At 43.3% G+C, this 24743-nt stretch carries 26 protein-coding genes; 10 read left to right on the top strand and 16 right to left on the bottom strand.

Features of this window, described 5'->3' with window-relative positions; translation table 11 throughout:
• Positions 1-58 precede the first annotated feature (58 nt).
• Positions 59-607 carry a beta-class carbonic anhydrase gene (locus ACIFPW_RS15465; RefSeq protein WP_194218277.1) on the top strand — a complete coding sequence of 183 codons (549 nt, stop codon included), beginning with the start codon at positions 59-61 and terminating at the stop codon, positions 605-607.
• Positions 608-651: 44 nt separating this feature from the next.
• On the opposite strand, the gene ACIFPW_RS15460 is transcribed toward ACIFPW_RS15465, so the two are convergent.
• Entirely contained in the window at positions 652-1173 is a 522-nt protein-coding gene (locus ACIFPW_RS15460) for a type 1 glutamine amidotransferase domain-containing protein (RefSeq protein ID WP_194218276.1), read from the bottom strand.
• Between the two features lie 179 nt (positions 1174-1352).
• On the opposite strand from ACIFPW_RS15460, the gene ACIFPW_RS15455 reads away from it, so the two are divergent.
• Entirely contained in the window at positions 1353-2177 is an 825-nt protein-coding gene (locus tag ACIFPW_RS15455; protein WP_430245576.1) for a TerC family protein, read from the top strand.
• Positions 2178-2214: 37 nt separating this feature from the next.
• Here the strand turns inward: ACIFPW_RS15455 and ACIFPW_RS15450 are convergent, their stop codons facing one another.
• Positions 2215-2595: a DUF1499 domain-containing protein gene (locus ACIFPW_RS15450; RefSeq protein ID WP_430245574.1), complete on the bottom strand. Its 381-nt coding sequence runs from the start codon at positions 2593-2595 to the stop codon at positions 2215-2217.
• Positions 2596-2789: 194 nt separating this feature from the next.
• Here ACIFPW_RS15450 and ACIFPW_RS15445 point away from each other — a divergent pair, with 194 nt between their 5' ends.
• Complete coding sequence (locus ACIFPW_RS15445; protein WP_194218273.1) at positions 2790-3137, top strand: general stress protein; 348 nt, start codon at positions 2790-2792, stop codon at positions 3135-3137.
• Positions 3138-3193: 56 nt separating this feature from the next.
• Here the strand turns inward: ACIFPW_RS15445 and ACIFPW_RS15440 are convergent, their stop codons facing one another.
• Entirely contained in the window at positions 3194-4189 is a 996-nt protein-coding gene (locus tag ACIFPW_RS15440; RefSeq protein WP_430245572.1) for a sigma-70 family RNA polymerase sigma factor, read from the bottom strand.
• A gap of 220 nt (positions 4190-4409) precedes the next feature.
• On the opposite strand from ACIFPW_RS15440, the gene ACIFPW_RS15435 reads away from it, so the two are divergent.
• On the top strand, positions 4410-4601 hold the full coding sequence (locus tag ACIFPW_RS15435) for a hypothetical protein (RefSeq protein ID WP_098445502.1): 192 nt from the start codon (positions 4410-4412) through the stop codon (positions 4599-4601).
• A gap of 413 nt (positions 4602-5014) precedes the next feature.
• Here the strand turns inward: ACIFPW_RS15435 and fumC are convergent, their stop codons facing one another.
• The 6 genes from fumC to ACIFPW_RS15405 all read right to left on the bottom strand — a co-directional run bounded on the left by fumC (position 5015) and on the right by ACIFPW_RS15405 (position 11797).
• Entirely contained in the window at positions 5015-6403 is a 1389-nt protein-coding gene (fumC, locus tag ACIFPW_RS15430; protein ID WP_430245570.1) for a class II fumarate hydratase, read from the bottom strand.
• A gap of 193 nt (positions 6404-6596) precedes the next feature.
• Positions 6597-8549, bottom strand: a complete 1953-nt coding sequence (locus ACIFPW_RS15425) for a TRAP transporter permease (RefSeq protein ID WP_430245619.1) — start codon at positions 8547-8549, stop codon at positions 6597-6599.
• A gap of 40 nt (positions 8550-8589) precedes the next feature.
• Positions 8590-9144 carry a DUF1850 domain-containing protein gene (locus ACIFPW_RS15420; protein WP_430245568.1) on the bottom strand — a complete coding sequence of 185 codons (555 nt, stop codon included), beginning with the start codon at positions 9142-9144 and terminating at the stop codon, positions 8590-8592.
• Between the two features lie 37 nt (positions 9145-9181).
• Positions 9182-10156, bottom strand: coding sequence for a TAXI family TRAP transporter solute-binding subunit (locus tag ACIFPW_RS15415; protein WP_194218268.1), 975 nt, complete (start codon positions 10154-10156; stop codon positions 9182-9184).
• Between the two features lie 236 nt (positions 10157-10392).
• Positions 10393-10752 carry an SLAP domain-containing protein gene (locus ACIFPW_RS15410; RefSeq protein ID WP_430245565.1) on the bottom strand — a complete coding sequence of 120 codons (360 nt, stop codon included), beginning with the start codon at positions 10750-10752 and terminating at the stop codon, positions 10393-10395.
• Entirely contained in the window at positions 10736-11797 is a 1062-nt protein-coding gene (locus tag ACIFPW_RS15405) for an FUSC family protein (RefSeq protein ID WP_430245563.1), read from the bottom strand. The genes ACIFPW_RS15410 and ACIFPW_RS15405 overlap by 17 nt, the downstream gene beginning before the upstream one ends.
• Positions 11798-11897: 100 nt before the next feature.
• Between ACIFPW_RS15405 and ACIFPW_RS15400 the strand changes: the two genes are divergently transcribed.
• The gene (locus ACIFPW_RS15400; RefSeq protein WP_430245561.1) at positions 11898-12524 is read left to right on the top strand and encodes a DUF429 domain-containing protein; all 627 of its coding nucleotides are present in this window, start codon (positions 11898-11900) and stop codon (positions 12522-12524) included.
• Positions 12525-12548: 24 nt separating this feature from the next.
• Here ACIFPW_RS15400 and ACIFPW_RS15395 read toward each other — a convergent pair whose 3' ends face one another.
• The 3 genes from ACIFPW_RS15395 to ACIFPW_RS15385 form a co-directional block, all read right to left on the bottom strand.
• The gene (locus ACIFPW_RS15395) at positions 12549-12743 is read right to left on the bottom strand and encodes a hypothetical protein (protein ID WP_194218264.1); all 195 of its coding nucleotides are present in this window, start codon (positions 12741-12743) and stop codon (positions 12549-12551) included.
• Between the two features lie 55 nt (positions 12744-12798).
• The gene (locus ACIFPW_RS15390; protein ID WP_430245560.1) at positions 12799-13272 is read right to left on the bottom strand and encodes a glutathione peroxidase; all 474 of its coding nucleotides are present in this window, start codon (positions 13270-13272) and stop codon (positions 12799-12801) included.
• A 63-nt stretch (positions 13273-13335) separates the two neighbouring features.
• Positions 13336-14382 (bottom strand): class I SAM-dependent methyltransferase, encoded by a 1047-nt coding sequence (locus ACIFPW_RS15385; RefSeq protein ID WP_430245558.1) that lies wholly within the window; start codon positions 14380-14382, stop codon positions 13336-13338.
• A gap of 157 nt (positions 14383-14539) precedes the next feature.
• Here ACIFPW_RS15385 and ACIFPW_RS15380 point away from each other — a divergent pair, with 157 nt between their 5' ends.
• The 3 genes from ACIFPW_RS15380 (at position 14540) to ACIFPW_RS15370 (ending at position 18796) form a co-directional block, all read left to right on the top strand.
• Positions 14540-16285: a B12-binding domain-containing radical SAM protein gene (locus ACIFPW_RS15380; protein ID WP_283153277.1), complete on the top strand. Its 1746-nt coding sequence runs from the start codon at positions 14540-14542 to the stop codon at positions 16283-16285.
• Between the two features lie 144 nt (positions 16286-16429).
• The gene (locus ACIFPW_RS15375) at positions 16430-17878 is read left to right on the top strand and encodes an amidase (RefSeq protein ID WP_430245556.1); all 1449 of its coding nucleotides are present in this window, start codon (positions 16430-16432) and stop codon (positions 17876-17878) included.
• Between the two features lie 24 nt (positions 17879-17902).
• Complete coding sequence (locus tag ACIFPW_RS15370) at positions 17903-18796, top strand: DMT family transporter (protein WP_430245554.1); 894 nt, start codon at positions 17903-17905, stop codon at positions 18794-18796.
• 78 nt (positions 18797-18874) lie between these two features.
• On the opposite strand, the gene ACIFPW_RS15365 is transcribed toward ACIFPW_RS15370, so the two are convergent.
• The 4 genes from ACIFPW_RS15365 to ACIFPW_RS15350 are packed head-to-tail and all read right to left on the bottom strand — an operon-like array spanning position 18875 to position 22483.
• The gene (locus ACIFPW_RS15365) at positions 18875-19621 is read right to left on the bottom strand and encodes an IucA/IucC family C-terminal-domain containing protein (protein ID WP_430245552.1); all 747 of its coding nucleotides are present in this window, start codon (positions 19619-19621) and stop codon (positions 18875-18877) included.
• Entirely contained in the window at positions 19611-20411 is an 801-nt protein-coding gene (locus tag ACIFPW_RS15360) for an ABC transporter ATP-binding protein (RefSeq protein WP_226615848.1), read from the bottom strand. The genes ACIFPW_RS15365 and ACIFPW_RS15360 overlap by 11 nt, the downstream gene beginning before the upstream one ends.
• A gap of 15 nt (positions 20412-20426) precedes the next feature.
• On the bottom strand, positions 20427-21476 hold the full coding sequence (locus ACIFPW_RS15355) for a FecCD family ABC transporter permease (RefSeq protein ID WP_430245549.1): 1050 nt from the start codon (positions 21474-21476) through the stop codon (positions 20427-20429).
• Positions 21473-22483 (bottom strand): FecCD family ABC transporter permease, encoded by a 1011-nt coding sequence (locus ACIFPW_RS15350; protein WP_371017894.1) that lies wholly within the window; start codon positions 22481-22483, stop codon positions 21473-21475. The genes ACIFPW_RS15355 and ACIFPW_RS15350 overlap by 4 nt, the downstream gene beginning before the upstream one ends.
• A gap of 166 nt (positions 22484-22649) precedes the next feature.
• Here ACIFPW_RS15350 and ACIFPW_RS15345 point away from each other — a divergent pair, with 166 nt between their 5' ends.
• Positions 22650-23606, top strand: coding sequence for an ABC transporter substrate-binding protein (locus ACIFPW_RS15345; RefSeq protein WP_430245547.1), 957 nt, complete (start codon positions 22650-22652; stop codon positions 23604-23606).
• A gap of 158 nt (positions 23607-23764) precedes the next feature.
• Complete coding sequence (locus ACIFPW_RS15340; RefSeq protein WP_430245545.1) at positions 23765-24682, top strand: zinc dependent phospholipase C family protein; 918 nt, start codon at positions 23765-23767, stop codon at positions 24680-24682.
• Positions 24683-24743 lie beyond the last annotated feature (61 nt).

Genomic DNA, 24743 nt, shown 5'->3' with positions numbered 1-24743 from the left:
CTAGTGTACCAAACTGCATGCCAAATGAAAAAAATTAAAAGGACAAGGAGATAATATTATGGATACCCTTCATGAAGTATTAAAATTTAATGAGGAATTTGTCGCTAATAAAGAGTATGTCCCTTATGAAACAACAGGTCTTCCCGATAAAAAGATCGTGATCCTCTCTTGCATGGACACGCGTCTTGTAGAACTTCTTCCACGTGCGATGAATCTAAAAAACGGTGATGTGAAAATCGTTAAAAATGCCGGTGCTGTCGTGAGTCACCCATTTGGCAGTATTATGCGCAGTATTCTTGTAGCCGTATATGAACTTCAGGCGGAAGAAGTTTGGGTTATTGGGCATCATGACTGTGGAATGGGCAAAGTAGATCCTGATGCGTTGCTACACAAAATGGAAGACAGTGTAACAAAAGAAGTTGTTTCTTCTATGAAGCACGTAGGGATTGACCTTCACTCATGGCTACAAGGATTTACAACGGTTCAAGATGGCGTGCGCGGTAGCGTATCAATGATTGAGAATCATCCGCTTCTTCCAAAGGATCTTCCTGTTCACGGGCTTGTGATTGACCCTGCAACTGGAAAACTGGATCGCGTAACAGAATAATATAAAAAACTCACTCCTATTTTATGAGGAGTGAGCTTTTTATATTATTTCGCTAAAATATCAGCAAAGGCTTTTCCGTACTGTGGAAGATCTGGCGGGCGACGCGCAGATACAAGATGTCCGTCAACAACAACGGGCTCATCAATCCAAGTCGCACCGGCATTTTCCATATCATCACGAATGCCTGGCGTACTTGTCACTTTCTTTCCTTCTAGTACTTTTGCGGAAATTAATACCCAACCAGCATGACAAATCTGGCCGATTGGCTTCTTATTTTCTTCCATATGCTGAACCATTTTCAACACTTCAGGGAAACGGCGAATCTTATCAGGCGCCCATCCACCAGGAACAAGGATCGCGTCGTAATCGGCAGGATTAATATCTTCATAAGCATAATCGGCAACCACGGGAACACCATATTTACCAATATACTTCTCTCCTGCTTTCTCACCAACGTAATGTACCGTTGCCCCTTCTTCAATTAAACGATAGTACGGGTAAGTAAGCTCCAAATCTTCAAATTCATGATGAACAAGACTGATTACTTTTTTATTTTCTAAACGCATGTTTCCACCTCCACTCTTTACCTTATACCATTTTGGCATCATTTCAAAACGATAAAAGATTTCAAAGGATTTTCCGAGTGAAATCGTATATAGGATAGATCTACCTTTTAAAGCATGTATTTTCTAGTATGGGACTGTCCAACTGGGAATACTAATGAGAAGGTAAAGGAGAGATAACCATGGATGTTGGTCTTTTACTGGAATACGGGTGGGTGCTCATTGTTCTGATCGGTCTTGAAGGTGTGCTGGCAGCAGATAACGCCCTTGTCATGGCCATAATGGTGAAGCATCTTGACCCACAAAAACGTAAAAAAGCATTGTTTTATGGCCTTGGAGGAGCATTTGTTTTCCGCTTCGGTTCTCTCTTCATCATTTCCTTTCTCGTTGATATTTGGCAAGTTCAAGCCATTGGAGCGATTTATCTTTTGTTTCTCAGTTTAAATCACATCATGAAAAAATTTTTACTCAGCGATCGAAAAGAGAAGGACAAAGAAAATCAAAAGTCCGAGGAGGGACCTGGTTTTTGGACGACGGTTTTAAAAGTGGAGCTTGCTGATATCGCATTTGCCGTGGACTCCATTCTAGCTGCTGTAGCGTTAGCTCTAACGCTACCTCATACAACGCTACCAAAAATTGGCGGTATGGATGGTGGACAATTTCTCGTTATTCTAACCGGTGGAATTGTCGGGCTAATCATTATGCGTTTCGCTGCTAATTACTTTGTGAAGCTTTTGCACCGTAAGCCAGGTTTAGAAACCGCTGCTTTCGTGATTGTTGGATGGGTAGGGGTAAAGCTTGCGATTTATACGCTCGCTCATCCAAACCTCGGCATTCTTGCTGAGGATTTCCCGAAAGAACCCGCATGGAAAATCACATTCTGGGGCGTTCTTGTTGCGATTGCACTAGGAGGCTGGTTCCTTTCTTCAGAACGAGAAGAAGATGACCGAGAAGATGAGAATGAAGATACGCTAGAAGAAGAAAATGAGGAAGCGAATGACTTCTGATAAATCAACAACAGGTGCCGCATAGGCACCTGTTGTTTTATGCTTTCTGAAATTCTTCTTTAACTTCATTCATTCGCTTCTTATTAACTCCCATATCTGAATATCCAGTCCGTGAAGCAGAACGAAAGTGAATGCTCTCATTTGCTGTATCAATGTAAAACTCAATATCATCGACAAATTTAAACAGCTTTGATTTCTCCTCCGCTCTTATGTAGTCTTTCCTCTCTTCGACAATTTCTGTTCGCTTTCGATTGATTAGGATAGTTTTTATTTTTGCGATTGCTTCCTCTGCCGTCCCATTGAATGGAATCGGCTTCATCCCATGCTTCTCATCCGTACTTTGACTTGACACACAATTTGGTTTATCTGGACACGGAGCAAGCTTCCCTTCTTTTACGCCTAATTGTTCTGAACTCATTTCGATCGCCTCCTGTTTTGGATTGTTCTAATCTTTCTATACCCTATCACACTACCTTTTGAACTTATTATGCCTTACATTGCTATAATCACGCAGCACATTGATGTGCAAATTTCTCGTTTAGAACTTTTTCTGAGCGTGTATAGTACATGTGAGATCAAAAAAGCAGAACAATCTTTGAAGGAGGCAATATTGTGAGTAGACCAGTAGTACGCGAATACCAAAATGATGAGAAATTAAAAAGCGACATTGAAGAGCTAGAAAACATCGGTGTAGCTAACGATGATATTTACGTGCTTTCCCATGACGATGACCGCACAGAGCGCGTAGCAGACAGCGTTGATGCGAATACAATCGGCAAAAAGGAAATGGGTCTCAGCAGCTTGAAAAATGTCTTTAGTAAGAAAGGCGACGAACTGCGCACCAAAATGCAAGAAATCGGCTTTTCCAAAGATGAATCTGAACGCTATGAAGAAGAAATGGACAAAGGTAAGATTTTCTTATTTGTAACGGACACTGATAAAGTGAAAGAGTGGAAGTAAGAATAAATGATTGATATAGAAAGAGCCGTTGATCTCAGTTGAGATCAACGGCTCTTTTATTTTTCGTTCTTCTCCTCATAAACCTTCAACAGCTCTTCCACCGAAATCCCATCAATTGTCATACCTTCTACCTCAGATTTCTCGATCTTCACATTTTTTAAGTTACAATCTGTTATCGTACTCCCATGCAGATCACAGTTTTCGAAAAGAATTGGCATGTGCTCCTCTCTTCTTCCTGCCGCAAAGTGATCTTCAGGGGGTAATCCGATATTACGAAAAACAGCCCCTCCCATTTGTGCATCTTCGATTTTAAGATCGCTAAGGTCAATATCTCGGAAAGAAATACCGCTCATATTCATATTTGTAAAGGTCGCTTCTACCATATAAGCGTCAGAAAAGATTGATTGTGCTAAGTTCGAATTCATGAAGTTTGCGTTCGTTAATTCAACTTGATCGAAAAGCGCCTTACGGAGACGTATTTCCTTAAACACTTTTCGCTCAAATTCTTCCCCAACGTTTTGCTCGCTCATATTCTTTTCAACCATTTCAAACAGCTCCTTTTTCATTTTTGATCTAGTTCTTCGAATACAACTTTCAATTGCAGAGGTGGAGCGTTCTAACATCGAAGCAATTTCCCCCATCGAATAGCCACCCATATAGTAAAGAACGACAGGGGTGCGAATATCTTCATTTAATTCATTCAGCGCATGCCAAACCAAATCGCTTGTCTCTGTCTCTTTCTTTTCAAGCATATTTGCAAGTGTCTTCTCATGAAATGAATGCTCCAGTAGTTGAACCATTCGTTTTCGTTTCCTCTTCATATCCAGACTCAAATTTCGAGCGATACTTGTTAGCCAGCTCCCCACCTTCTCAGGACTTTCCAACGTGTTTCGCTTCAAATAGGCCTTAATAAACGCTTCCTGCGCAACATCCTGTGCAAGATGATAGTCCCCAAGAACACTATAAGCGACCGCATAAAGTCCATTCGCATAGTTGCTTACCACATCACGAAATCCTTCTTCCGTCTGCCATTCTACAAGGTTTTGCTTCACTACTCTCACCTCGCTGCTTTCACTTATATAGACGTCTCGCACTCTTTCATTCCGTCAACAAAATGAAAAGAATTTTACTCTTTGTCCGTTGGAAGAGGATAAATGTACGTAAAGGGGGACAGAGAGGGGGCAGACCCCAAAATAAAATAGTTCTTCGCTCGTCTCACACTGCATATATTTGTAGGGCACTAAAAATATTTCTTTCAAAGGGAGTGCTGATATGTTGGATCGAACATTGCTTTTCGTAGCCGCTATGATTGCTGGGTTTGCATTACTTCGTTTGTCTGAGGCAGATTCATTCCTCGAGAGTCTTAATCCGGTCTTCGAAGTTGTTGGCTTTCTAGCAGCGCTGCTATTTGCACTTGTCTTGATCTACAAAGGCATCATGGCCATCTTACCTCGGAAAGTGTAAACGCTTTCCACTCCTGAAAGAAAAGCGAAAGTGGCCCGCTTAAAACCGTAGGATGTTGGAAGCCTTTAGAATGAGACGCTTTTTGTCTCAATCTAAAGGCTGAAACAGCCGGAGGTTTTGGGCCACTGTAGCTAGACACGAAAAGCGAAAGCAGCCCGTTAAAATCCGTAGGATGTTGGAGGCTTTTAGAATGAGACGCTTTTTGTCTCAATCTAAAAGGTGAAACAGCCGGAGGTTTTGGGCCACTGTAGCTAGACACGAAAAGCGAAAGCAGCCCGTTTAAAACCGTAGGATGTTGGAAGCCTTTAGAATGAGACGCTTTTTGTATCATTCTAAAAGGTGAAACAGCCGGAGGTTTTGGGCTGCTTTCGCCGTACAAAAAAGCGGGATCCCAGAGATCCCGCTTTTTCCTATTATTCTTTTGGTGCAATCATATCTTCAGGACGTACGATATCATCGAACTGCTCCGCTGTGAGCAAACCGCTCTCAAGGGCAGATTCACGTAGCGTTGTTCCATTTTCATGGGCTTTTTTCGCAATTTTCGCTGCGTTCTCATAACCGATATGTGGGTTCAAAGCTGTCACAAGCATAAGTGAATTCTTCAAATAATCTTGGATCACTTCTTCATTTGGCTCAATGCCAACTGCACAGTTATCATTAAACGACTTCATGCCGTCCGCAAGGAGGCGAGAAGACTGTAGGAAGTTATAAATAATGACCGGCTTGAAGACATTCAGCTCAAAGTTCCCCTGACTTGCCGCAAAACCAATTGTCGCATCATTCCCCATCACTTGCGACGCTACCATTGTGAGCGCCTCACTTTGTGTTGGGTTCACTTTCCCTGGCATGATCGAGCTTCCTGGCTCGTTAGCTGGAATTGTAATTTCACCAATACCACAGCGCGGTCCACTTGCAAGCCAGCGCACATCGTTTGCGATTTTCATAAGATCTGCCGCTAGAGCTTTCAACGTGCCATGGACATGCACTACTTCATCATGACTTGTAAGCGCATGGAATTTATTCTCAGCAGATGCGAACGTCTTGTCCGTCATTTTGCTAATTTCCTCGGCCGCCATATCACCGAACTTCGGATGTGCGTTCAATCCTGTTCCAACCGCCGTACCGCCGATCGCAAGCTCTTTCATATACTTAACGCTCTCAAGCAGCATGTTTTCACATTTTACCAGCATGCGATGCCAGCCGCTAATTTCCTGTCCAAGCGTGAGTGGCGTAGCATCTTGAAGATGAGTACGTCCGATTTTAATAATATGCTCATTATCCTTCATTTTTTGATAAAGCGTTTCTTTTAATTCAATAAGGGTTGGATAAAGATGATCCTCAACAGAAAGAACTGCCGCAACGTGCAGTGCTGTTGGAAATGTATCATTGGAAGATTGGGACTTATTCACGTCATCATTCGGATGAACACGTGCTTCGCTTCCTTGTTGTTGTAAAAGTTCATTTGCACGGTATGCAAGTACTTCATTCATATTCATGTTGGACTGCGTGCCGCTTCCTGTCTGCCACACAACAAGTGGGAAATGTTCATTATGATCGCCGTTGATCACTTCGTCCGCTGCTTTCACAATGGCTTCAGCTTTCTCATCTTCAAGCTTGCCAAGACGCTGGTTTGCAAGTGCTGCGCTCTTCTTCAAAATCGCAAATGCCTTCACAACCTCAAGCGGCATTTGTTCGTTACCGATCTTAAAGTTCTGCTTGCTTCGTTGAGTTTGAGCACCCCACATTTTATCTGCTGGTACTTTGATTTCTCCAATTGTGTCTCGTTCAATTCGATAATCCATTGTGATCCTCCTTCAGAGTATAAGCTAACAGGTTCCACTTCGATAAAAAGAAGGGAAGTCCTTTCTCATCAAACGAATTTCTATTTATGACGACGCTTTCATCATATCACACTCTTCTTCTACCGGGAATCAGCAGATCCTAGCGTTTTTCACATAGAAAAAGTCGCCCTCTTAGTAGGAGCGACTTTTCGATTTATGCATTCGCAACTTCTTTCTTTCCACCGTCCTGCTTGATCAAGAACTGAAGAGCTAACAGAGTGATAAATAGCCCGAGTCCAATGAGATCTGTAGAACCTTCTGGATAAATAAGCATTACGCCTGCCGCTACAGCAGCGATCCGTTCAACTAAAACAGTTCGACGGTACCAATAACCAATCATACCTGCGCCGATGCTAATCATTCCCGTTAATGACGTAAAAAGTACCCAAAGAAGACTTTGCCACGTTGTATCAATCATCATGAGCTCGGGTGAGAGCACAAAAATGTATGGAATGATAAATGCCGCAATCGCGAGCTTAGCTGATTGAACCCCTGTCCGGAGCGGCTCACCCCCCGATACACCTGCTGCCGCAAATGCAGCGAGCGCAACCGGCGGTGTAATATCTGCGACAATACCGAAATAGAACACAAACATATGCGCCGATAGCTCAGGGACAGATAATACAATCAATGCCGGAGCTGCAATTGTTGACGTGATAACATAGTTTGCGGTCGTTGGAGACCCCATTCCAAGAATAAGAGAGGCAATCATCGTAAAGAAAAGGGTGAGTAACAAATTTTCACCCGAAAGCGAAACAAGACTATTCGCAAGCTTTAACCCAAGTCCTGTTAGAGTTACTACACCTACGATCATCCCCGCTGCAGCGGTTGCAGCCGCCACTCCAAGTGCGGTTCTTGCCCCATTCGCGAGGGCATCAATGAAATCGCCGATTCCCATACGAGTTTCCTTATTAATTGCTCCAACGATAATCGCTGACAAAATCGCATAAAGAGCTGCACGCGTAACGGACGTGCCTGACATTAAGAAGAAGATAACAGCGACGATCGGAAAAAGAAGATAGATCCGCGCAAGTACAGCTTTTCGGTTTGGCATTTCATCTTCCGTCAAACCTCTTAATCCAATGCGCTTTGCTTCAAAGTGAGTCATGATCCAAATACCCGTAAAATATAGGACCGCAGGAATCGCAGCCGCTTTGGCAATTTCCCAGTAGGTGATGCCACCACCGATAAATTCCACCATTAGAAACGCCGCTGCGCCCATAATTGGCGGCATAAGCTGACCACCTGTAGAAGCTGCTGCCTCTACTCCACCAGCAAATTCCTTCCGATACCCAAGTCGCTTCATCATTGGTATCGTAAATGAACCCGAGGTCACAACATTCGCAACTGAGCTTCCGCTAATGGTTCCTTGAAGCGCACTTGAGAAAATGGCTACCTTTGCCGGTCCTCCAACCCGTTTTCCTGCAATAACGAGAGCAAGATCATTGAAGTACTGACCAACCCCTGTTTTGACGAGAAAAGCTCCGAAGAGGAGGAAAAGGAAAATAAATGTGGAAGACACCCCAAGCGGCGTTCCAAGAATTCCTTCTGTCGTGTAGTACATCGAGCGAATAATGCGATCCATACTCAATCCACGATGCTGCAAAAATCCCGGCATATAAGGTCCGAAATAAGAGTAAAGCAAGAAAATAGACGTAATCACGGTAATCGGAAGCCCTACCACCCGTCGCGTTGCTTCAAGAACAAGCAGGATAGCTAAAAGCCCTACAATTAAATCAAGCGTTGTAAGGCGTCCAATCCGATACACAAGTTCATCGAAATTTAAAGGCCAATACATCCCAACGTAAACACCAATAATGGCTAGTAAACCATCATACCAGGCAACTTGAAACTTCCCTTTTGTCTTATTACGCAGCTTCTTTTTGGAAGCAGGAAATAATAGAAAAATTAGTCCTAGCGCGAACGCTAAATGAATGGATCGCTGAAGCTGTGCTGTAAAAACGCCGAAAATAGCTGTGTATAATTGGAAAACGGAGAAGCCTACGAGACCAGCAAGTGAGATCCATCCGATTATACCTGTCAGCCTACGATGACCTGCTTCGGGATCGAATTTCGCCATTAATTCCTGCGTTTGTTCATCTGTCATCTGCTCTTTGTCTTGCTTCGTTTTCGGAGGCTGATCTTTCTCACTCAAGCACGTTCACTCCTTTCATCCACTGCCATAAACTGATTGTTTCTGATTCAAGGTGAAGCCATGAACCAGGCTCAATGATCCGACTTAATTCAATCTCTTTATCTTGGACAAGAAGCACGTGATTTGCGACGACCTGACCCGTTCTCATATCAATAAACGGAAATCTCCTGTTCATATCTTTAATTTTGTATCCATCCTTATCCTGGACAAATCGTTCCCCTGCATCCGCATTTGAAGGCATTCCGATGGCAAAATTCTCGTATGAGAGTTCGTATTGCACAATCTCACCAGATTCAGATACATAATAAGACTCCTGAACAGGTGTTTTGTGCACAGAATGCGTATAGCGAATGTCGAAGTTAGCCGGATCATCCTCAAAAGGAACATATGCCAGAACTTTGCCTGACTCTCCTTTTTCGAGCGCCACTACAGGAAAAAATGGGTAAAGAAAAACGACTAAAATAAGGGCAACCGCAATTGTCGTTTGGTACATGAATTGTTTCGTTGAATCGGAAGGTTTCATAGTAAGAAGACGCAGGCTTTTCACCTGCGTCCGTCACATCCTTTTTTGTAGATTCGCTACTTTACTCGACACCTTTTTCATCAAAGTATTTCTTAGCACCAGGATGAAGGTCAATCCCAACACCCTCTAGCGCTGTATCAGCTGTAATAAACTCACCTTTAGCGTGCGTAATTTTATCAGAGTTATCAAAGATCGCTTTCGTTACTTGATACACATAATCTTCATCAAGGTCTGAACGAGCTACAAGCATCGCAAGAACTGCGACAGTTTTCACATCACTTTCAAGACCGTACGTTCCACTTTTCACCGTATCTTCTGCATAATACGGGTGCTCTTCAATCAGCTTATCAATTTTATCCTGCTCGATTGGAAGAATGTTCACTGGCTTCACTGCAGACAAGCCTTCTACTGCACCAGTCGGTGTACCAGAAGTAATAAAAGCAGCGTCGATTGTGCCATCCTGGATCCCTTCAGTAGACTCATCAAATGCAAGATGCTGAGCATCGATGTCTTCCATCGTAATATCATGAGCAGCTAGCACTTGCTCCGCATTCGCATATGTTCCACTACCTGGTGCTCCAACGGAAACTTTCTTTCCTTTCAAATCATCCACAGAAGCGATGCCGCTCTCCTGAAGGGTTACGATTTGAATCGTTTCAGGATATAGTGTTCCAATCGCCTGGATGTTGTCCACTTTTCCATCTTCAAACATTAACTCACCGTTTGTTGCGTATGCCGCAATATCTGTTTGAGTAAATGCGATATCTGCATCGCCATCCTGGAGAATTTGCATATTTTCAACAGAAGCACCTGATGACTGTGCATTGGCACTTTCAATATCGGTTCCATCTTGAATTATATTTGCGAGTTCACCGCCAAGTGGGAAATACGTACCTCCCGTTCCTCCCGTTAATAAACTAAGCTCTGAAGGAGATCCGTTTGCTTCTCCGTCTGAATCAGAACCTCCACAAGCTCCAAGCACCATCGCTATAGATAGTACAATAACGAATAAACTAAGTCTTCTTTTCTTTCCCATGCAACTTCTCCCCCTTTAATAGTTAGAAAATTTCAAATTTACTATATCATATTGTTCCTTTAATTGGTACAGGTTATTAGAACACCCTCCAAAAAGGAAAACTGTTATAAAACAAAAAAAGCCACATTTCTACTCGTTTCGTTTGCATTCGACTTTACCGATTCAGATCAATAACGTCGAATGAAAACGAAATATAGTAAAAAGTGGCCTAAAATTTGTTTTCGCTTGTAAAATAATCAGGAAATACTCCAGTTCTTGAGAGAAGCTTGTCGAATCATCGTCTCTGGCGGAAAAATAAACGTCCATGGTACAGCTGAATGAGATGGAACGGTTAACTTATGGGTAAACCGTTCTGTTGCCACTAAGTTGTTATCTTCAAAATAAGAGAGCAGGCGATCATCTAATTTCCAATCACCCATACCATTTAGAATACAAACAGAAGCCAGGAGTTCATTACGATGATTAAAAGCTACTCGAATTGGAACAAACTGAAGCTCTCCTTCTTGGATCGGGTTCTCGTCATAAATGTCCTGGATTCGTTTACGATCTTTGTCAGCTATCGTACGGTCCCACTTTTCTTCAAAGATCAGCGTCACGTTTTTTACCTCTGTTCATGTACCGACTCTCTTTTTCTTCTAGAATCGACAAATCATCAATCACATCATTCAAGGAAAGCAACTCAAATATCACAATCATTTTTCCTGTAAAATGATGGCGAGGGTCTGTCGCTTCTTCTCTTGAATCATCGAGATCATGAAATAGCTGATCGAGCTTTTCAATGCTATCGATATGCTCCTGTGTCAGCTGCGTGGAAGGGTTATGAAAAGCTTTGGAGATCGAACGACCGGCTTCAATAATGATGCTATGATCTTCGGGATCAATGCCATTTTTCGTATCGGTAAATAGCATATTTCCAAGATGGTAAAGGATCTTCTGCAAGTATTCCAGTTTTTTAAGAACAACAGAAAAGGTGCGAACTTCATGAATGCTGTGCCTGCGGTATTTCCACTCTTCCCGCTGATAGGCAATTAATTTGTATGTTCGTTCAAGGTCACGACTTAAGCGCTGATATACGAGTGTTTGTCTTTTGGCATGCGGAAGATCTGCGATAATTTGATCTAGTAAATCACCAGCGTTGCGGTACAGTCGCTTTACACCTTGATTGATCATAGTATGGAATTTCGGTGGCATAACAAAGTAGTTTACTGCTGTTGAAACAACAATCCCAATGAGCGTCGTACTCAATCTTCCTACAAAAGATATCATATACTCTCCTGATGTATCGGGAATCATCGCAACTGCTGTTAGCGTTGCAACAAGCATACCGTCATCAAGTCCAAGCTTATGACAGGCAATAAGTGTGAAGGTTGCGGCTAGCGCATAAGTGAAGGGTGATTGATGGAGCATGGATTCAAATAGCATTGCAAATCCAGCCCCGATTGCAGCGGCTGGAAAACGCACGATACCCTTTTTAATGGAATCCGATGCGGTGGGTTCAACCGTTACGATTGCCGTAATCACAGCAAAGAGAACAGGAAGGCCGAGCGCATCACAAATCCACGCCGTCAAAAATGCAGCCAGTCCCGTCTTAAGAATTCGTCCACCAACAAATTTAAATACTTTGTGCTTGATATCTATCATACGAATCAGTCCGTTTCTATTCCTCCATTATAACGTACACTACTCGTTTACATGAACCCATTTTCCACTTATTGTTTAATTAAGCGAAAGGAGAGATGTTATGAAACGCTTTATCGGAATTGATTTATCAGGACCATCTAATACAAAGGATACCTCTATAGCGATCTTCCATGGAGATGATTCCGAGCTTTCCTTTCATCAGCTCATCGAAGGGGCAACAGATGAGGACATTTATCAGCAAGGAAAGCTCACACATAACACAATCATTGGAATCGATGCCCCACTTTCTTACCAACCAGGTGGTGGCGATCGACCTGCAGACAGAGCACTTAGAAAAGCGGTCGTTAAAATCGGGATGCGAAGCGGATCGATTATGACGCCAACGATGACGCGAATGGTTTATTTAACGCTTAGAGGAATCTCACTCTCGAGGACGCTTTCACCACATGCTACTATTGTGGAAGTGCATCCTGGAGCCGCGATCGGTTTGCGAACACCCAATATCGAATCTATTCTCGCTTATAAATCAGAAATGGAACATCGCTATCAGCTAAAGTACTTTCTCGAGCAAGATGGGGTAACAGGAATTCCAGAAAAAGCACTCGAATCATCGCATTCTTTTGATGCGTGTCTTGCTGCTTATGCTGCGTGGAGATGGGAGCATGGTCGATCGGAATTTCTATACGAAGCCAAACCACCTTTCCATCCATTCGACATGAGCTGTTAATAGGTAATTAAAAAACCCTGCGCACTAATTGCGTAGGGTCTCATCAAAGACTTTTGGAACGACGTCGCGAACGACAATATATAAAGTGCTTAAGAAAAATGCTGTAATTGCCATCGCAAATGAAGGAAACACATCCCATTCACGGTCCATGCTCCATCCACTGAGCATCGCTCCTGAAAACGTGCCAATCATATAGCAAAACGGAATCCACCATTTCATTTTGATTTATCACCTCAGAAATGATATACCCCGTTTCGACAAATTCCGAACCTTTTTAGAGCATTTCCTCAATATCTTTCTTAATAGCGGCTGGTTCTGTCTTTGGCTCATAGCGTTTCACGACATGACCATCTTGATTTACGAGGAACTTCGTAAAATTCCAGGGAATGTCGCCGTGTTCAACATCTGGCGCTTCGTGCGTTAAATAGCGATAAAGAGGATGAGCATCGCTACCGTTTACATCGATTTTCGCAAACATTGGGAAACTCACGCCATAATTAATGGAGCAAAATTCCTCAATATCATCCTTCGATCCAGGCTCTTGCTCTCCAAATTGGTTACAAGGAAAGCCTAGAATTTCAAACGGCTTGTCCTCAAGCGACGTATACAGCCCCTGAAGTCCTTCATACTGTGGTGTTAACCCGCATTTACTAGCTGTGTTGACGATTAAAAGAACCTTTCCGCTATATTCTGATAGCGGCATGTCTTTCCCTTGAAGCGTTTCTGCAGTGAATGAATGAACACTCATTTTATCCCTCCTATTCGTTGTCTCACCTCACTTTTATCATAGTTAAGCAAGAATCGCTAGTAATCAGCGCGCTCTTGCAATAATGCCGTTATGCACTTTAATATAGCCGTGCCTTACAATATCCATGCCGTTTTCATACGCATAGAGTCCCATTTGACGGATATCCATTAGCTCGCGATACGTATGATTCATCATATCAGCCATCACATGATAATAAAGACGCGATTTCATCTGATTTCGAGGTGTTGTCATAATGACGTATCCATCATCTTTTACAAAAATGCGATGCCATTCTAAAATGGCTGGTTTATGTTCATCCGGCACATGTTCGAGCAAGCCTACACTTAGAACAATATCAAACTCTTTATGAAAATCGAGATCACGAATGTCTTTTACAAGATAGCTAATGTTCATTTGGTCTTTGTACCAAACTTTTGGTCCGCCCGTTTGTGGATTTGTTCCAAGAAAGGGATACGTATTCGGAAAATGAGCAAAACGATCTGTTTTACAGAAGGCATCGTAATCTACCATGACAACTTCTCCACCCGGATACATCGCATGAAGCTGCATTGCTTCATACCCTTCGGCAGCACCAAGAAAGAGAATACGAGGATTTTTTACATCAAGTCCTTCAAAAAGCGCTCGCTTTCCACGCGGATCCCAAATCCCATCCTCGATGCGGTGCACATAATTCCAGAGAGATAAGCGTACCATCTCCCCCAGGCCATTCTTGACATCACGAAGATGAAAGCCTTTGAAGCTATCTTTTAGAGAAGACTTCAAGCGCTGCTGTTCGGCAGGTACATCTTGCATAAATAGATTGTGAAATGAGCGATTAAAAAACTCCCACGAGGTTTTCACAGGCATATCCTGCTTATGTTCAGACTCCCAATCTAGACGCTCTTTCGCGAGCTTCTTCACTTCAAACGGCCTTCCTACCTGTTTCCAAGACATTTGCGACCAGTCGCTTACCATATTTGCATTCACAAAGCGATCGAGCTGTTCATTCCTCGGATTCCTTAAATCGACACGATAACTCGGCAGTAATGCTGTGTATTCAAAGTCTTGTTCCGAAAAAGGGTGTTCAGGCGTTAATGAAGCAAGTTCCAATTAGCTCACTCCTTATTTTTTCACTTATTTTCTCACGGAAACGCTTTCATTACAAATATTTTCCGAATATGCCGACAAATGATCACGATAACCTATCTAAATTATTTGTGATGAAGGTGATATAATAGAGAAATTAACGATCAGGAGTTGGAAAAGAATGAAGATTGTAGTAAGTACGTTAAATGCGAAGTTCATCCATACGTGTCTCGCATTACGGTATTTGAAAGCCTCTGCTGCCCCAGATTATGATGTACAAATGGCAGAATATACGATTAAAGATCCGATTATGAATATTGTAAGTGACCTCCACAGTATGAAAGCTGATGTCATTGGATTTAGCTGCTATATCTGGAACATTGAAGAGACGATTCCTGTCATTGAAATGTTAAAGAAAGTAAATCCATCGCTCACGATCGTACTTGGCGGTCCTGAAGTCTCATATGATGTGTATGAGTGGCTCGATCGTATTCCTCAGGCTGATTATATTGTTATGGGAGAAGGAGAAGTGACGTTTAAAGAACTGCTTCAATCAATTGAAACAGGAGAATCAGTTGAAAACGTAAAAGGGATTGTTTACAGAAAAGATGGAAGTAATCATATTAATCCACCAGCACCAAAACTAAGCTTAAGTGAGATTCCATCGCCTTTTCGATTCGAAGAAGACCTTGCTGATCTCGGTCGCCGCGTCACTTACGTTGAAACGAGTCGGGGATGTCCTTATTCCTGTCAATTCTGTTTATCCTCTATTGAAGTTGGCGTAAGGTATTTTCCTGTAGATCGAATGAAGGAAGAGCTGCGTTTCTTAATGGATAATGGGGCAAAAACGATTAAGTTCGTTGATCGAACATTTAACATTAGACGAAACTACGCGATTGATATGTTTCAATTCCTTATTGATGAACACCGCCCTGGCTGTGTGTTTCAGTTCGAGATCACTGCTGATATTATGCGACCTGAAGTACTAGAATTTCTCAATCGCGAAGCTCCGCCCGGACTCTTCCGATTCGAGATCGGTATTCAATCAACCAACGATGCAACAAATGAACTCGTGATGCGAAAGCAAAACTTCGAGAAGTTGGCACGAACGGTGACAATGGTGAAAGACGGCGGCAAAATTGATCAGCACCTTGATTTAATCGCTGGACTTCCTGAAGAAGACTACGCTTCTTTCCGAAAAACGTTTAACGACGTTTTCTCCTTCCGTCCGGAAGAGCTGCAGCTTGGCTTTTTGAAAATGCTACGCGGCACAGGTGTCCGTCTAAGCGCTGAGAAACATGGCTATCTTTACATGGATCATGCACCTTATGAAATTCTTGGAAATAACGTTCTTTCCTTTGATGACGTTATTCGCATTAAGCAGGTAGAAGACGTGCTAGAAAAATACTGGAATGATCATCGTATGGACGCAACAATTGAGTATCTTGTCACAGAAGTTTTCCAATCTCCATTTGATTTCTTCCAAGGTTTCGGCAGCCATTGGGAAGGAAAAGGCTGGTCACGAATTGGGCATCAGCTAGAAGATTTATTCCGACGCCTGGCTGACTTTATTGAGAAGCATGCTCCAGCTCATCATGAGCGTGTCACATCGCTTATGAAAATCGATTACTTATCAAAGTCCAAAAAGAAGCCTCGTACGGTGTGGTGGCGTGATCGCCTTGAGAAAGAAGAAGAAAACGCCCTATTGAAGCTTGTAAATGAACAACCAGCTTTGCTTGGAGAAGACTATCAAGCGTTAAACCTATCAGAACGAGACCTGTATAAGCATACAGTAATCGATCTGTTACCGAGCTCAGAAGACGGGCAAATACAGAAAACCATTTTACTCGTTTACTATCATCCGAAAACAAATGAGCGTAACGTGTTTTATGGTGTTCTTCCTTCAGAATCTTCCGTTGCGTTGTAAGGCTGAAGGGAAAAGGCATTTCGACATAGATGAAATGCCTTTTCTATTGAGTTACGTCTCGATTTAAAGGATTTTGTACGTTCAAGACGAATACAGTAATGTACTGATGCCGGAGGGTAGGCCGGTAAAATATGGAGGGATAGCATGAAACTATTAGAAATGGATGCCTTGTCCCTATCGAAGAAGATTTCCAACAGAGAAATTTCATCGTACCATGCCGTTAGAACGTATATTGATCACCTGAATGCCATTAACCCAGCCTTAAATTGCCTTGTAGAAGATCGCTTTGATCAAGCTATAGAAGAAGCTAGAAAAGCAGATTATACCCTCACTACAGGAGATGCTAAAGGGCGACTGTTTGGCGTTCCAATTAGTGTAAAAGAGTGCTTTCATGTAGCGAACATGACGACAACAGGTGGCCTCGGGTATCGTGCAGGATCTCGCGAGAAGAAAGATGCTGAAGTTGTCAGTCGCCTTCGCGAAGAAGGTGCCATCATACTCGGAAAAACGAATACACCTTCCCTTTGTTTTTGTCAGGAAACGGATAATAAGCATTACGGCAGAACGAATAACCCGTGGGACACCTCAAGAACAGCAGGTGGATCCAGCGGTGGGGAAGGTGCTTTGATCGCTGCAGGCGGTGCCGCAGTTGGTCTCGGTGCTGACATCGGCGGCTCGATTCGATTCCCTTCACATTTTAATGGCATTATTGGCTTTAAATCCGGCAATCGTCAGGTATCTCAAGAAGGAAATTTTCCTTTTGTTGATAAGCCAGAGCAAGAACGCATGCTAGGAATTGGTGCGATGAGCAAGTCTGTTCAAGATGCGAGATTGATTAACCAGATTATCGCTCATGAACAACCACCTGAACGTAACCTTGCAGATTTTAAACTCGTCTACCCAGTTCCTCACCATCGCTATCCGATTAATCGTGAAACGTTTCAATTGATCACAACCATAAGGGATGCGTTTGATGGCGAGCTTTCTGAAGAGCAGGCAACCCCCCCATTTTTTGAAGAAGCCGCTCTCATGTGGCAACAAATGATGTCGATCGACGGGGGAGCCGATATGGCTAAGCTTATGTTAGAAAACGATAAAGCAAGTCCAATCGGTGAATACATGAAGGAAAAGCTTTTCCGTAGTTCAGATGTACATCCCTACTTATCGTGGGCGCTTATTGGAACGAAGCTTTTCAAGCCTAACCAAAAACAAATTAAACAAATCCATGCTTCGCTAAAGCGTGGAGATGAGATTTTAGAAGATTATTTGGACGACCGAATCTTAATTATGCCAGTCTATCATTCACCGGCACCGCTTCACGGAGAATTGTATCAAGAACTTTTCTCCATTCGTAAAACTTTCTTGAACTATATGCCTTACATTGCGTATGCGAATGTGTGGGGGCTCCCTTCTCTTACAATTCCAATCGGAACTAGTAAAGAAGGCCTTCCAATCGGTGTACAGCTAGTAAGCCGCGTTGGTCATGAAGAAGCGCTTTTTCAGCTAGGGGAGCAAATTGAACAGCGCATCGGCGGGTATAACCGCTGTGTGCAGCATGATCAAAAAGCCGAGGCTGAAGCAGAACTCGTTTAAGTCGTAATGGAGGATTGAATCCCATTGTTTAAAAACCAACATACGAAGCCATACATCGCCATTATGATCGCGATCCTATTTATCTCCACTTCCGCCGTCATCGTCAAGCTAGCAACTGCTCAAGCTTCAATTATTGCGATGTACCGTCTCGTTTTTGCCATTCTTATTATGCTACCGATTATCCTACGAAGCTATCGAAACGCCTTTCGTCATATTAAAGCTTCTGATTGGGGATTCGGAAGTCTTGCAGGCGTTAGTCTCGCCTTTCACTTTATTCTCTGGTTTGAGTCGCTCAACTACACGTCCGTTGCAAGCTCTGTTGTTCTTGTCACATTACAGCCGCTGTTTGCCTTTATCGGTACGTATCTTTTCTTCAAAGAAAAACTCACCCTTCTAGCTATTGCTGGAGGGGTGACCGCTGTGACCGGCTCTATTGTGATCAGCTGGGGGGATTTCAAGATTAGTGGAATGGCTCTGTGGGGAGATCTTTTAGCCCTGACGGCATGTGCCATGGTAACTGGATACCTCTTGTTCGGTCAGAACATTCGAAAGCGTCTGGATCTGATGCCATACACCTTTATCGTTTACGGGATCGCTGCTCTTACGCTTATCATCTATAACGTTGTATTACGCTACCCGTTCTTTTCTTATCCAGCTCCAGACTGGGGATATTTCATCCTGCTCGCGATATTCCCAACGCTTCTCGGTCATTCTCTATTAAATTGGGCTGTGAAGTGGGTGAGCGTGAATGTCATTTCAATGAGTATCCTATTTGAACCGATCGGCGCTAGTATTCTCGCCTATTTTATCCTTGGCGAAACATTGCATACGATGCAATGGATTGGTGGCGGAATTATCATTACCGGTCTTTATCTCTTTATAAGAAGCTACACCTACAAAAGAAAACCGAAAAAATAGCTTGGCGACCCCCGTTCGGGGGACGCCAAGCTATTTCGACAGGATTCGAGCTAAACCGGGTGGTGCCTGTCACCACTCCTAGCGCGCTTTAGGACACGTCTTACAGCACGCGCCACCTTCCGATACTTGATCGTACAAACAGCAAGTACGGCGGAAGCGGATCTCTCCTTCTTCACGCTTCACTTTCTCTGAATAATACGGCATGAACGGGTTTGCGCCGCAGGTGAAACTTGTGCAGTTAAACTCCTTGAGAAGGAAATGAAAGTCTTCTTTAGCTCGACGCACTTGTTCCTCATTTCCTTCAGATGGGATCAGAGTTTCATAGAGCCAGAACAAGTAAATGGACACATTCTCCCATAGAATCGCCGCTGATAATTTCGTCGCTTTCACCATTGCTTCAATAAATGGAGCAAGGTTCTCGTTAATCAGTTTATTGGCAAGTGCTGCTCTTATTTCAACACGATCTTTCTGAATAATGGTGACGTCTACGTCGTTATCAATCATAAGCTTCATCATCCAGAGCTCCGCATCTGTATCAACTTCATAGCAAAGCTCATCAGTTCCAGCCAGAATCGCTTTATCCCACATCGTAAAAGCATACAGTATCGGCAAAACCGTCATAAAACCATATCTTTTCATAAACTGTGATCCCGCCACAATTATAGATGGAAAATGGCCATCCTCCACGAGCTTTTCAAGAAGACCTTTTAAGTGATGCTCATCGTGTAGCTGCACTAAACTTGCACTGCTTTCACCCACAGTCAGGCGAAACTGTTTCAGTCTTTCTTTCTCGTCTCTCGTAAACACCGGGTGCTCAGCGACCATTTACCTTCCTCCCTTTGCCATGTGGTACACAAAGCGGTGTACCGAATAGCGGATCCTCGATAATGTCACATTGAAGCCCAAACACATGCTTCACAAGCTCTTCATTCACGATCTCTTCTGGTTTTCCTTGATCATAAATGCCCTTATCCTTCACAGCAATAATATGGTCGGCATAGCGACAAGCGAGGTTTAAGTCGTGAAGAACCATTAGAATGGTCCGGTTATCTTCTTTATTCAATTCAAAAAGTAAATCGAGTACTTCCACTTGGTGAGCGAGGTCCAAGTACGTTGTTGGTTCATCAAGTAAAATAATATCCGTATCCTGAGCAAGGGTAAGCGCAATCCAGGCACGTTGCCGCTGTCCTCCAGAAAGGGAATCAACATTACGCTCAGCAAACTCTTCCATGTGCGTTGCTTTTAGCGCGTTTTGAACGGCATCTTCGTCCGCTTCAGACCATTGACTAAACCACGTTTGATAAGGATACCGTCCTTGCTTAACGAGCTGCAGAACTGTGAGGCCTTCAGGTGCGACTGGTGACTGTGGAAGGATAGCCATTTTCCGAGCGATTTCCTTTGTTGGCTTATTCGAAATAGCCTCTCCATCAAGAACAATTCCTCCAGAATGCGGCTTTAGAAGTCGAGCTAGACTTCGTAATAGCGTTGATTTGCCACATCCATTTCCACCAATGAGAACGCTCATCTCTCCTTTAGGAATCAATAAGTTCAGCTGATCGATAACGGTTTGTTCTCCATATCCAAGCGTTAAATCTTTCGTTTGCAGTGCGTACACGTCGCCACCTCCTCATCATTTGTTTCTCGATCGAATCAATAAATAGATAAAATACGGTGCTCCAATCGCCGCTGTGAATACACCAGCCGGAACCTCCAAAGGTGAAAAAAGCGTGCGGCCAATTAAGTCAGCAATCATCACAAGTATACTACCAACAAGCGCAGCCACCGGCACAACTACACCGAAAGACGATCCGACGAGCTTTCTCGCAATATGCGGTGCCATTAAACCTACGAATCCGACTCCACCAGCAAATGCAACAGCCCCTCCTGCAAGCGCCGTGCTAATTAACAGTAACGCAATGCGGTCTTTTAAAAGCATCGCTCCTGCACTTCTTGCTACATCATCCCCAAGCTCTTGCAAATTCACCCGTCTTGAGTAAACCATTAAAATAATCATCAGAACGACTACCCACGGCAGCAGCGTCAGAACATCCTGGCCGTTCGTTCCGTGGACACTGCCCGTAATCCAGATGTTTGCATCAGACGCTCTGTAAATAGGACCGATAATCATCAATAATGTCGTTAGCGCCTGCAATAATGCAGTTAACCCGATCCCAATCAGCACTAATCGAATCGGTGAAATACCATTTTTCCATGATAATCCAAACACAAGAAATCCTGCTAAAATAGCGCCGATAAAGGAAGCGAGCGGCAACCATTGAATGCTTACCGTAAGGGCATTCGCTTTATCACTAAAGATCGTTAGAAAACCAATCGTCGCAAGTGCACCGCCCCAAGTGATGCCAAGAATATCAGGTGACGCAAGTGGGTTTCGAATCATTCCTTGAAGAATAGCGCCAGATACAGCAAGGGCCGCTCCAGCCAAAATGGACATGGCGATCCTAGGAAAGCGGAACTGCTTCACAACAAGCTCATTCATCTCATTCCCATAACCAAATAGCGCCTTTAACACTTCATCCGGGGTCATAAATATCTCCCCAAGGCCAATACTAAGTAATGCGATGATGATAACAGCGCCAGTCAGTCCTGCTATTACCCAAAGCGAGCGGCGATCTAGTAGAAAAGAAACAGCTTTCATTCGAAAGGAAGTATATTTCATCATAGCTGTTTAAACTCCCTTCGAGCAATATAAATGAAAAATGGCGTTCCGATGACAGCCGTTAGTACACCAACCGGCGCTTCAAGTGGCATAATTACGTACCGAGCGGCAATATCAGCTGATAACAAAAGAATCGCCCCAATGATTGCGCTATACGGAATGACCCAACGATAATCCGGTCCTGTAAAAAAACGAGCAACGTGTGGTACGACGATGCCAATAAAACCAATCGGTCCGGCTACGGCTACTGATCCTCCGGCAAGAAAAACGATAAAAAGTGCTGCGAAAGCTTTGACAAGCAGAGTACGTTGCCCAAGTCCTTTTGCAACGTCTTCTCCAATCACCAAAGTGTTAATTTTCGGACTGATCAAAAGCGCACCGACTAAGCCAAGTCCAATGTAAGGAATAACCGAGTAAAGCATATTTAAACTGCGCCCTTCAATCGAGCCAGCAAGCCAGAAGAGAACATCTTCAAGCGCTTTCTCATTCAACACAAGCATTCCTTGCGTTAATGAGGAAAACATCGCCGCAATGGCCGCACCGGCAAGGGTCAGCTTCATCGGTGTAAGCCCTTCTCTACCAAATGAGCCAAGCACGTACACGACGATGGAGGCGAACGCAGCTCCAAGAAACGCTAACCAGCTAAATGCTGCAAGTGACGTAACAGAGAAAAAGGTGACCGCAATCACAATCACAAAACTCGCCCCCGCATTTACGCCTAATATGGACGGCGAAGCAAGAGGATTTCGAGTAATCGCCTGCATCAAAGCACCCGCGACAGCAAGACTTGCGCCTACGGCAGCCCCGATCAGTGCTCTCGGAACGCGATTTTCGATAATGATAATATGTTCATTGCTTCCATTAAACTGCGTAAAGGCTTGCCAGGCCGTTGTCCATGTAATACTTGTTAAGCCATAGACCACGCTCGCAAGCATCAGTATTATGACAAGCAACAAGCCAACTGCTAATCCGAACCATTTTTTATTCATCGAGTGTAATTTATGCGTCATAAAGGTTAATCCCTTTCTTTATCATCCTTTTTAAGTTTAAGAAAAGAATGAAAACGTGTCAATGAATATGAGAATCACTCTCATTTACCTGTTGACTAATTTGTGACAATTCAGTATGATTACATCGTAAATGAAAACGATTATCAATGACAAGGAGGATATACATATGTTAAAAAAAGGATGGCTCATCGTTAGTCTAAGTGTACTTATGATCCTTGCTGCGTGCGGCACAGGTGGGAATAATGAAAACGCTACTAACTCTAGTGGGCAAGAAGAAGAGTCTACTCGAACGGTTTCACATGCAATGGGTGAAACAGAAGTGCCAGAGAAGCCAGAAAAAGTTGTTATTTTAACTAATGAAGGAACAGAAGCACTACTTGCTATGGGAGTAACACCAGTTGGGGCAGTACAATCATGGCTCGGCGACCCGTGGTATGAGCATATTTCGGACGATATGAAAGATGTTGAAGTCGTTGGAACAGAAAGTGAAGTGAATCTTGAAGCTGTCGCTGCACTTAAACCTGATCTCATTATCGGAAATAAACTACGTCAAGAAGACATCTACGATCAGCTTAGCGCGATCGCTCCAACCGTCTACTCAGAAACGTTGAAAGGCGACTGGCAGGAGAATTTCAAGTTCTACGCTAAAGCACTAAATATGGAAGACAAAGGCGAAGAAGTGATGAGTGCATACACCGACCGCATTGACTCCATGAGTGAAGAACTTGGCGATGAGCTTGATCAAAAAGTGTCGGTTGTTCGTTTTCTAGCTGGCCAAACAAGAATTTATTACAAAGACTCGTTCTCTGGCGTTATCCTTGAGCAGCTAGGCTTTGATCGTCCAAAATCACAGCAAAAAGAAGATTTTGCTGAAGAAGTAACGAAAGAACGTATTCCAGAAATGGATGGCGACGTGCTCTTCTACTTCACGTATGAAGCGGGAGACGGCGAAGCGAATTCCACTGCGGAAGAATGGACAAATGATCCATTATGGAATAACCTTCAAGTTGTCAAAGACGGTAACGTTCATGAGGTGAGTGATGCGATCTGGAATACGTCTGGTGGCGTCATTTCGGCTAACTTGATGCTTGATGATATTGAAGACGTTTTTTTAAGTAAATAAAGTAAGAAGTGTAGCCCGGCCTGCGCCGGGCTTTTAATATGCTTGAATTTATGAATTTAAGGGAAAAAGAAAGAGAAATGTTTTCTGAAGATTATGGCAAGAAGACAGGTTCTCTTCAAGTATACTAATAGAAAGACATATAAGGAGGGGATAAATCGATGCCAAATGTCTGGACACATATTTTATTCGGAGAAGAAGCTGCGATGGAAGCCGGCATATGGAATACGATCGAAGGTGACCTGCCTTTCTTTCGACTTGGTGCACAGGGACCTGACCCTTTCTTTTATCATAATTTCTGGCCCTGGAAAAAGAATAAGCCTGTTCAAGAAGCGGGATCAGTTCTTCATCAAGATCATTGTGGTTCATTCCTCATGGAGATGATTGAATACGGAAAGCAGGACGATCCGATGCTTCGCGCATATATCCTTGGCTTTGTGACACATCATATTCTTGATCGAAACACGCATCCTTATATCCACTATCGTGCCGGTCTTGAAGGCAACCGACATCAACAGCTTGAAATTATTATAGATACCATTTTGATGAAAGAATACAAAGATGTAGAAACGTGGAAAACACCCGTTTACCAAGAGATTCACATTGGCAAATCACTCTATCCTCCTATTGAACTCATGCTGTATGAATTGATCCAAACCTTTTATCCAGAAACGGCTGAACGTATGCCAGACGACTATATTACTCAATCTTATCGGGATATGGTCCTTGCGCTAAAAATATTATTCGATCCACACGGATGGAAAAATCAACTTTTAAAGAAACAAGTCTCTTCCTTTTCCTATCGAAAACAAATTGGCAATGAAGATTATTTAAATCGTGAAGGCACCACTTGGATCCATCCAGCTATTAAAGACGAGGAATCCACCGCGACCTTTGAAGAGCTGCTTGAGCAAGCGGAAGAAGAAGCAACAAGTATCCTGCCTCTTATTCATGATTACTGGCACAACGAAGAAAACTGCCTAACTGAATTAAAAACACAAATCGGCAACCGCTCATATGACACAGGAAAAGATTGCACGCTTTCACTTGAGTTAAAGCACTTCGACCCCATTTTGTAAGGGGTTTCATGTCATAGGAAGGCTCTGAGCAGTGTTATACTGCTCAGAGCCTTATTTGTGG

The sequence above is a fragment of the Pseudalkalibacillus sp. NRS-1564 genome (assembly GCF_050467905.1).
GTDB classification, from domain to species: Bacteria; Bacillota; Bacilli; order Bacillales; family Guptibacillaceae; genus Guptibacillus; species Guptibacillus hwajinpoensis_B.
This window is presented reverse-complemented; position numbering and strand designations above follow the sequence as displayed.

Excerpts from the sequence above, each read along its gene's own strand:
- ACIFPW_RS15340 (WP_430245545.1), top strand. The coding sequence starts at position 23,765 with ATGCCAAATGTCTGGACACATATTTTATTCGGAGAAGAAGCTGCGATG.
- ACIFPW_RS15380 (WP_283153277.1), top strand. The coding sequence starts at position 14,540 with ATGAAGATTGTAGTAAGTACGTTAAATGCGAAGTTCATCCATACGTGT.
- ACIFPW_RS15460 (WP_194218276.1), bottom strand. The coding sequence starts at position 1,173 with ATGCGTTTAGAAAATAAAAAAGTAATCAGTCTTGTTCATCATGAATTT.
- ACIFPW_RS15365 (WP_430245552.1), bottom strand. The coding sequence starts at position 19,621 with ATGGTCGCTGAGCACCCGGTGTTTACGAGAGACGAGAAAGAAAGACTG.
- ACIFPW_RS15465 (WP_194218277.1), top strand. The coding sequence starts at position 59 with ATGGATACCCTTCATGAAGTATTAAAATTTAATGAGGAATTTGTCGCT.
- ACIFPW_RS15355 (WP_430245549.1), bottom strand. The coding sequence starts at position 21,476 with ATGATGAAATATACTTCCTTTCGAATGAAAGCTGTTTCTTTTCTACTA.
- ACIFPW_RS15345 (WP_430245547.1), top strand. The coding sequence starts at position 22,650 with ATGTTAAAAAAAGGATGGCTCATCGTTAGTCTAAGTGTACTTATGATC.
- ACIFPW_RS15450 (WP_430245574.1), bottom strand. The coding sequence starts at position 2,595 with ATGAGTTCAGAACAATTAGGCGTAAAAGAAGGGAAGCTTGCTCCGTGT.
- fumC (WP_430245570.1), bottom strand. The coding sequence starts at position 6,403 with ATGGATTATCGAATTGAACGAGACACAATTGGAGAAATCAAAGTACCA.
- ACIFPW_RS15435 (WP_098445502.1), top strand. The coding sequence starts at position 4,410 with ATGTTGGATCGAACATTGCTTTTCGTAGCCGCTATGATTGCTGGGTTT.
- ACIFPW_RS15350 (WP_371017894.1), bottom strand. The coding sequence starts at position 22,483 with ATGACGCATAAATTACACTCGATGAATAAAAAATGGTTCGGATTAGCA.
- ACIFPW_RS15455 (WP_430245576.1), top strand. The coding sequence starts at position 1,353 with ATGGATGTTGGTCTTTTACTGGAATACGGGTGGGTGCTCATTGTTCTG.
- ACIFPW_RS15415 (WP_194218268.1), bottom strand. The coding sequence starts at position 10,156 with ATGGGAAAGAAAAGAAGACTTAGTTTATTCGTTATTGTACTATCTATA.
- ACIFPW_RS15405 (WP_430245563.1), bottom strand. The coding sequence starts at position 11,797 with ATGATAGATATCAAGCACAAAGTATTTAAATTTGTTGGTGGACGAATT.
- ACIFPW_RS15375 (WP_430245556.1), top strand. The coding sequence starts at position 16,430 with ATGAAACTATTAGAAATGGATGCCTTGTCCCTATCGAAGAAGATTTCC.
- ACIFPW_RS15425 (WP_430245619.1), bottom strand. The coding sequence starts at position 8,549 with ATGACAGATGAACAAACGCAGGAATTAATGGCGAAATTCGATCCCGAA.
- ACIFPW_RS15400 (WP_430245561.1), top strand. The coding sequence starts at position 11,898 with ATGAAACGCTTTATCGGAATTGATTTATCAGGACCATCTAATACAAAG.
- ACIFPW_RS15395 (WP_194218264.1), bottom strand. The coding sequence starts at position 12,743 with ATGAAATGGTGGATTCCGTTTTGCTATATGATTGGCACGTTTTCAGGA.
- ACIFPW_RS15390 (WP_430245560.1), bottom strand. The coding sequence starts at position 13,272 with ATGAGTGTTCATTCATTCACTGCAGAAACGCTTCAAGGGAAAGACATG.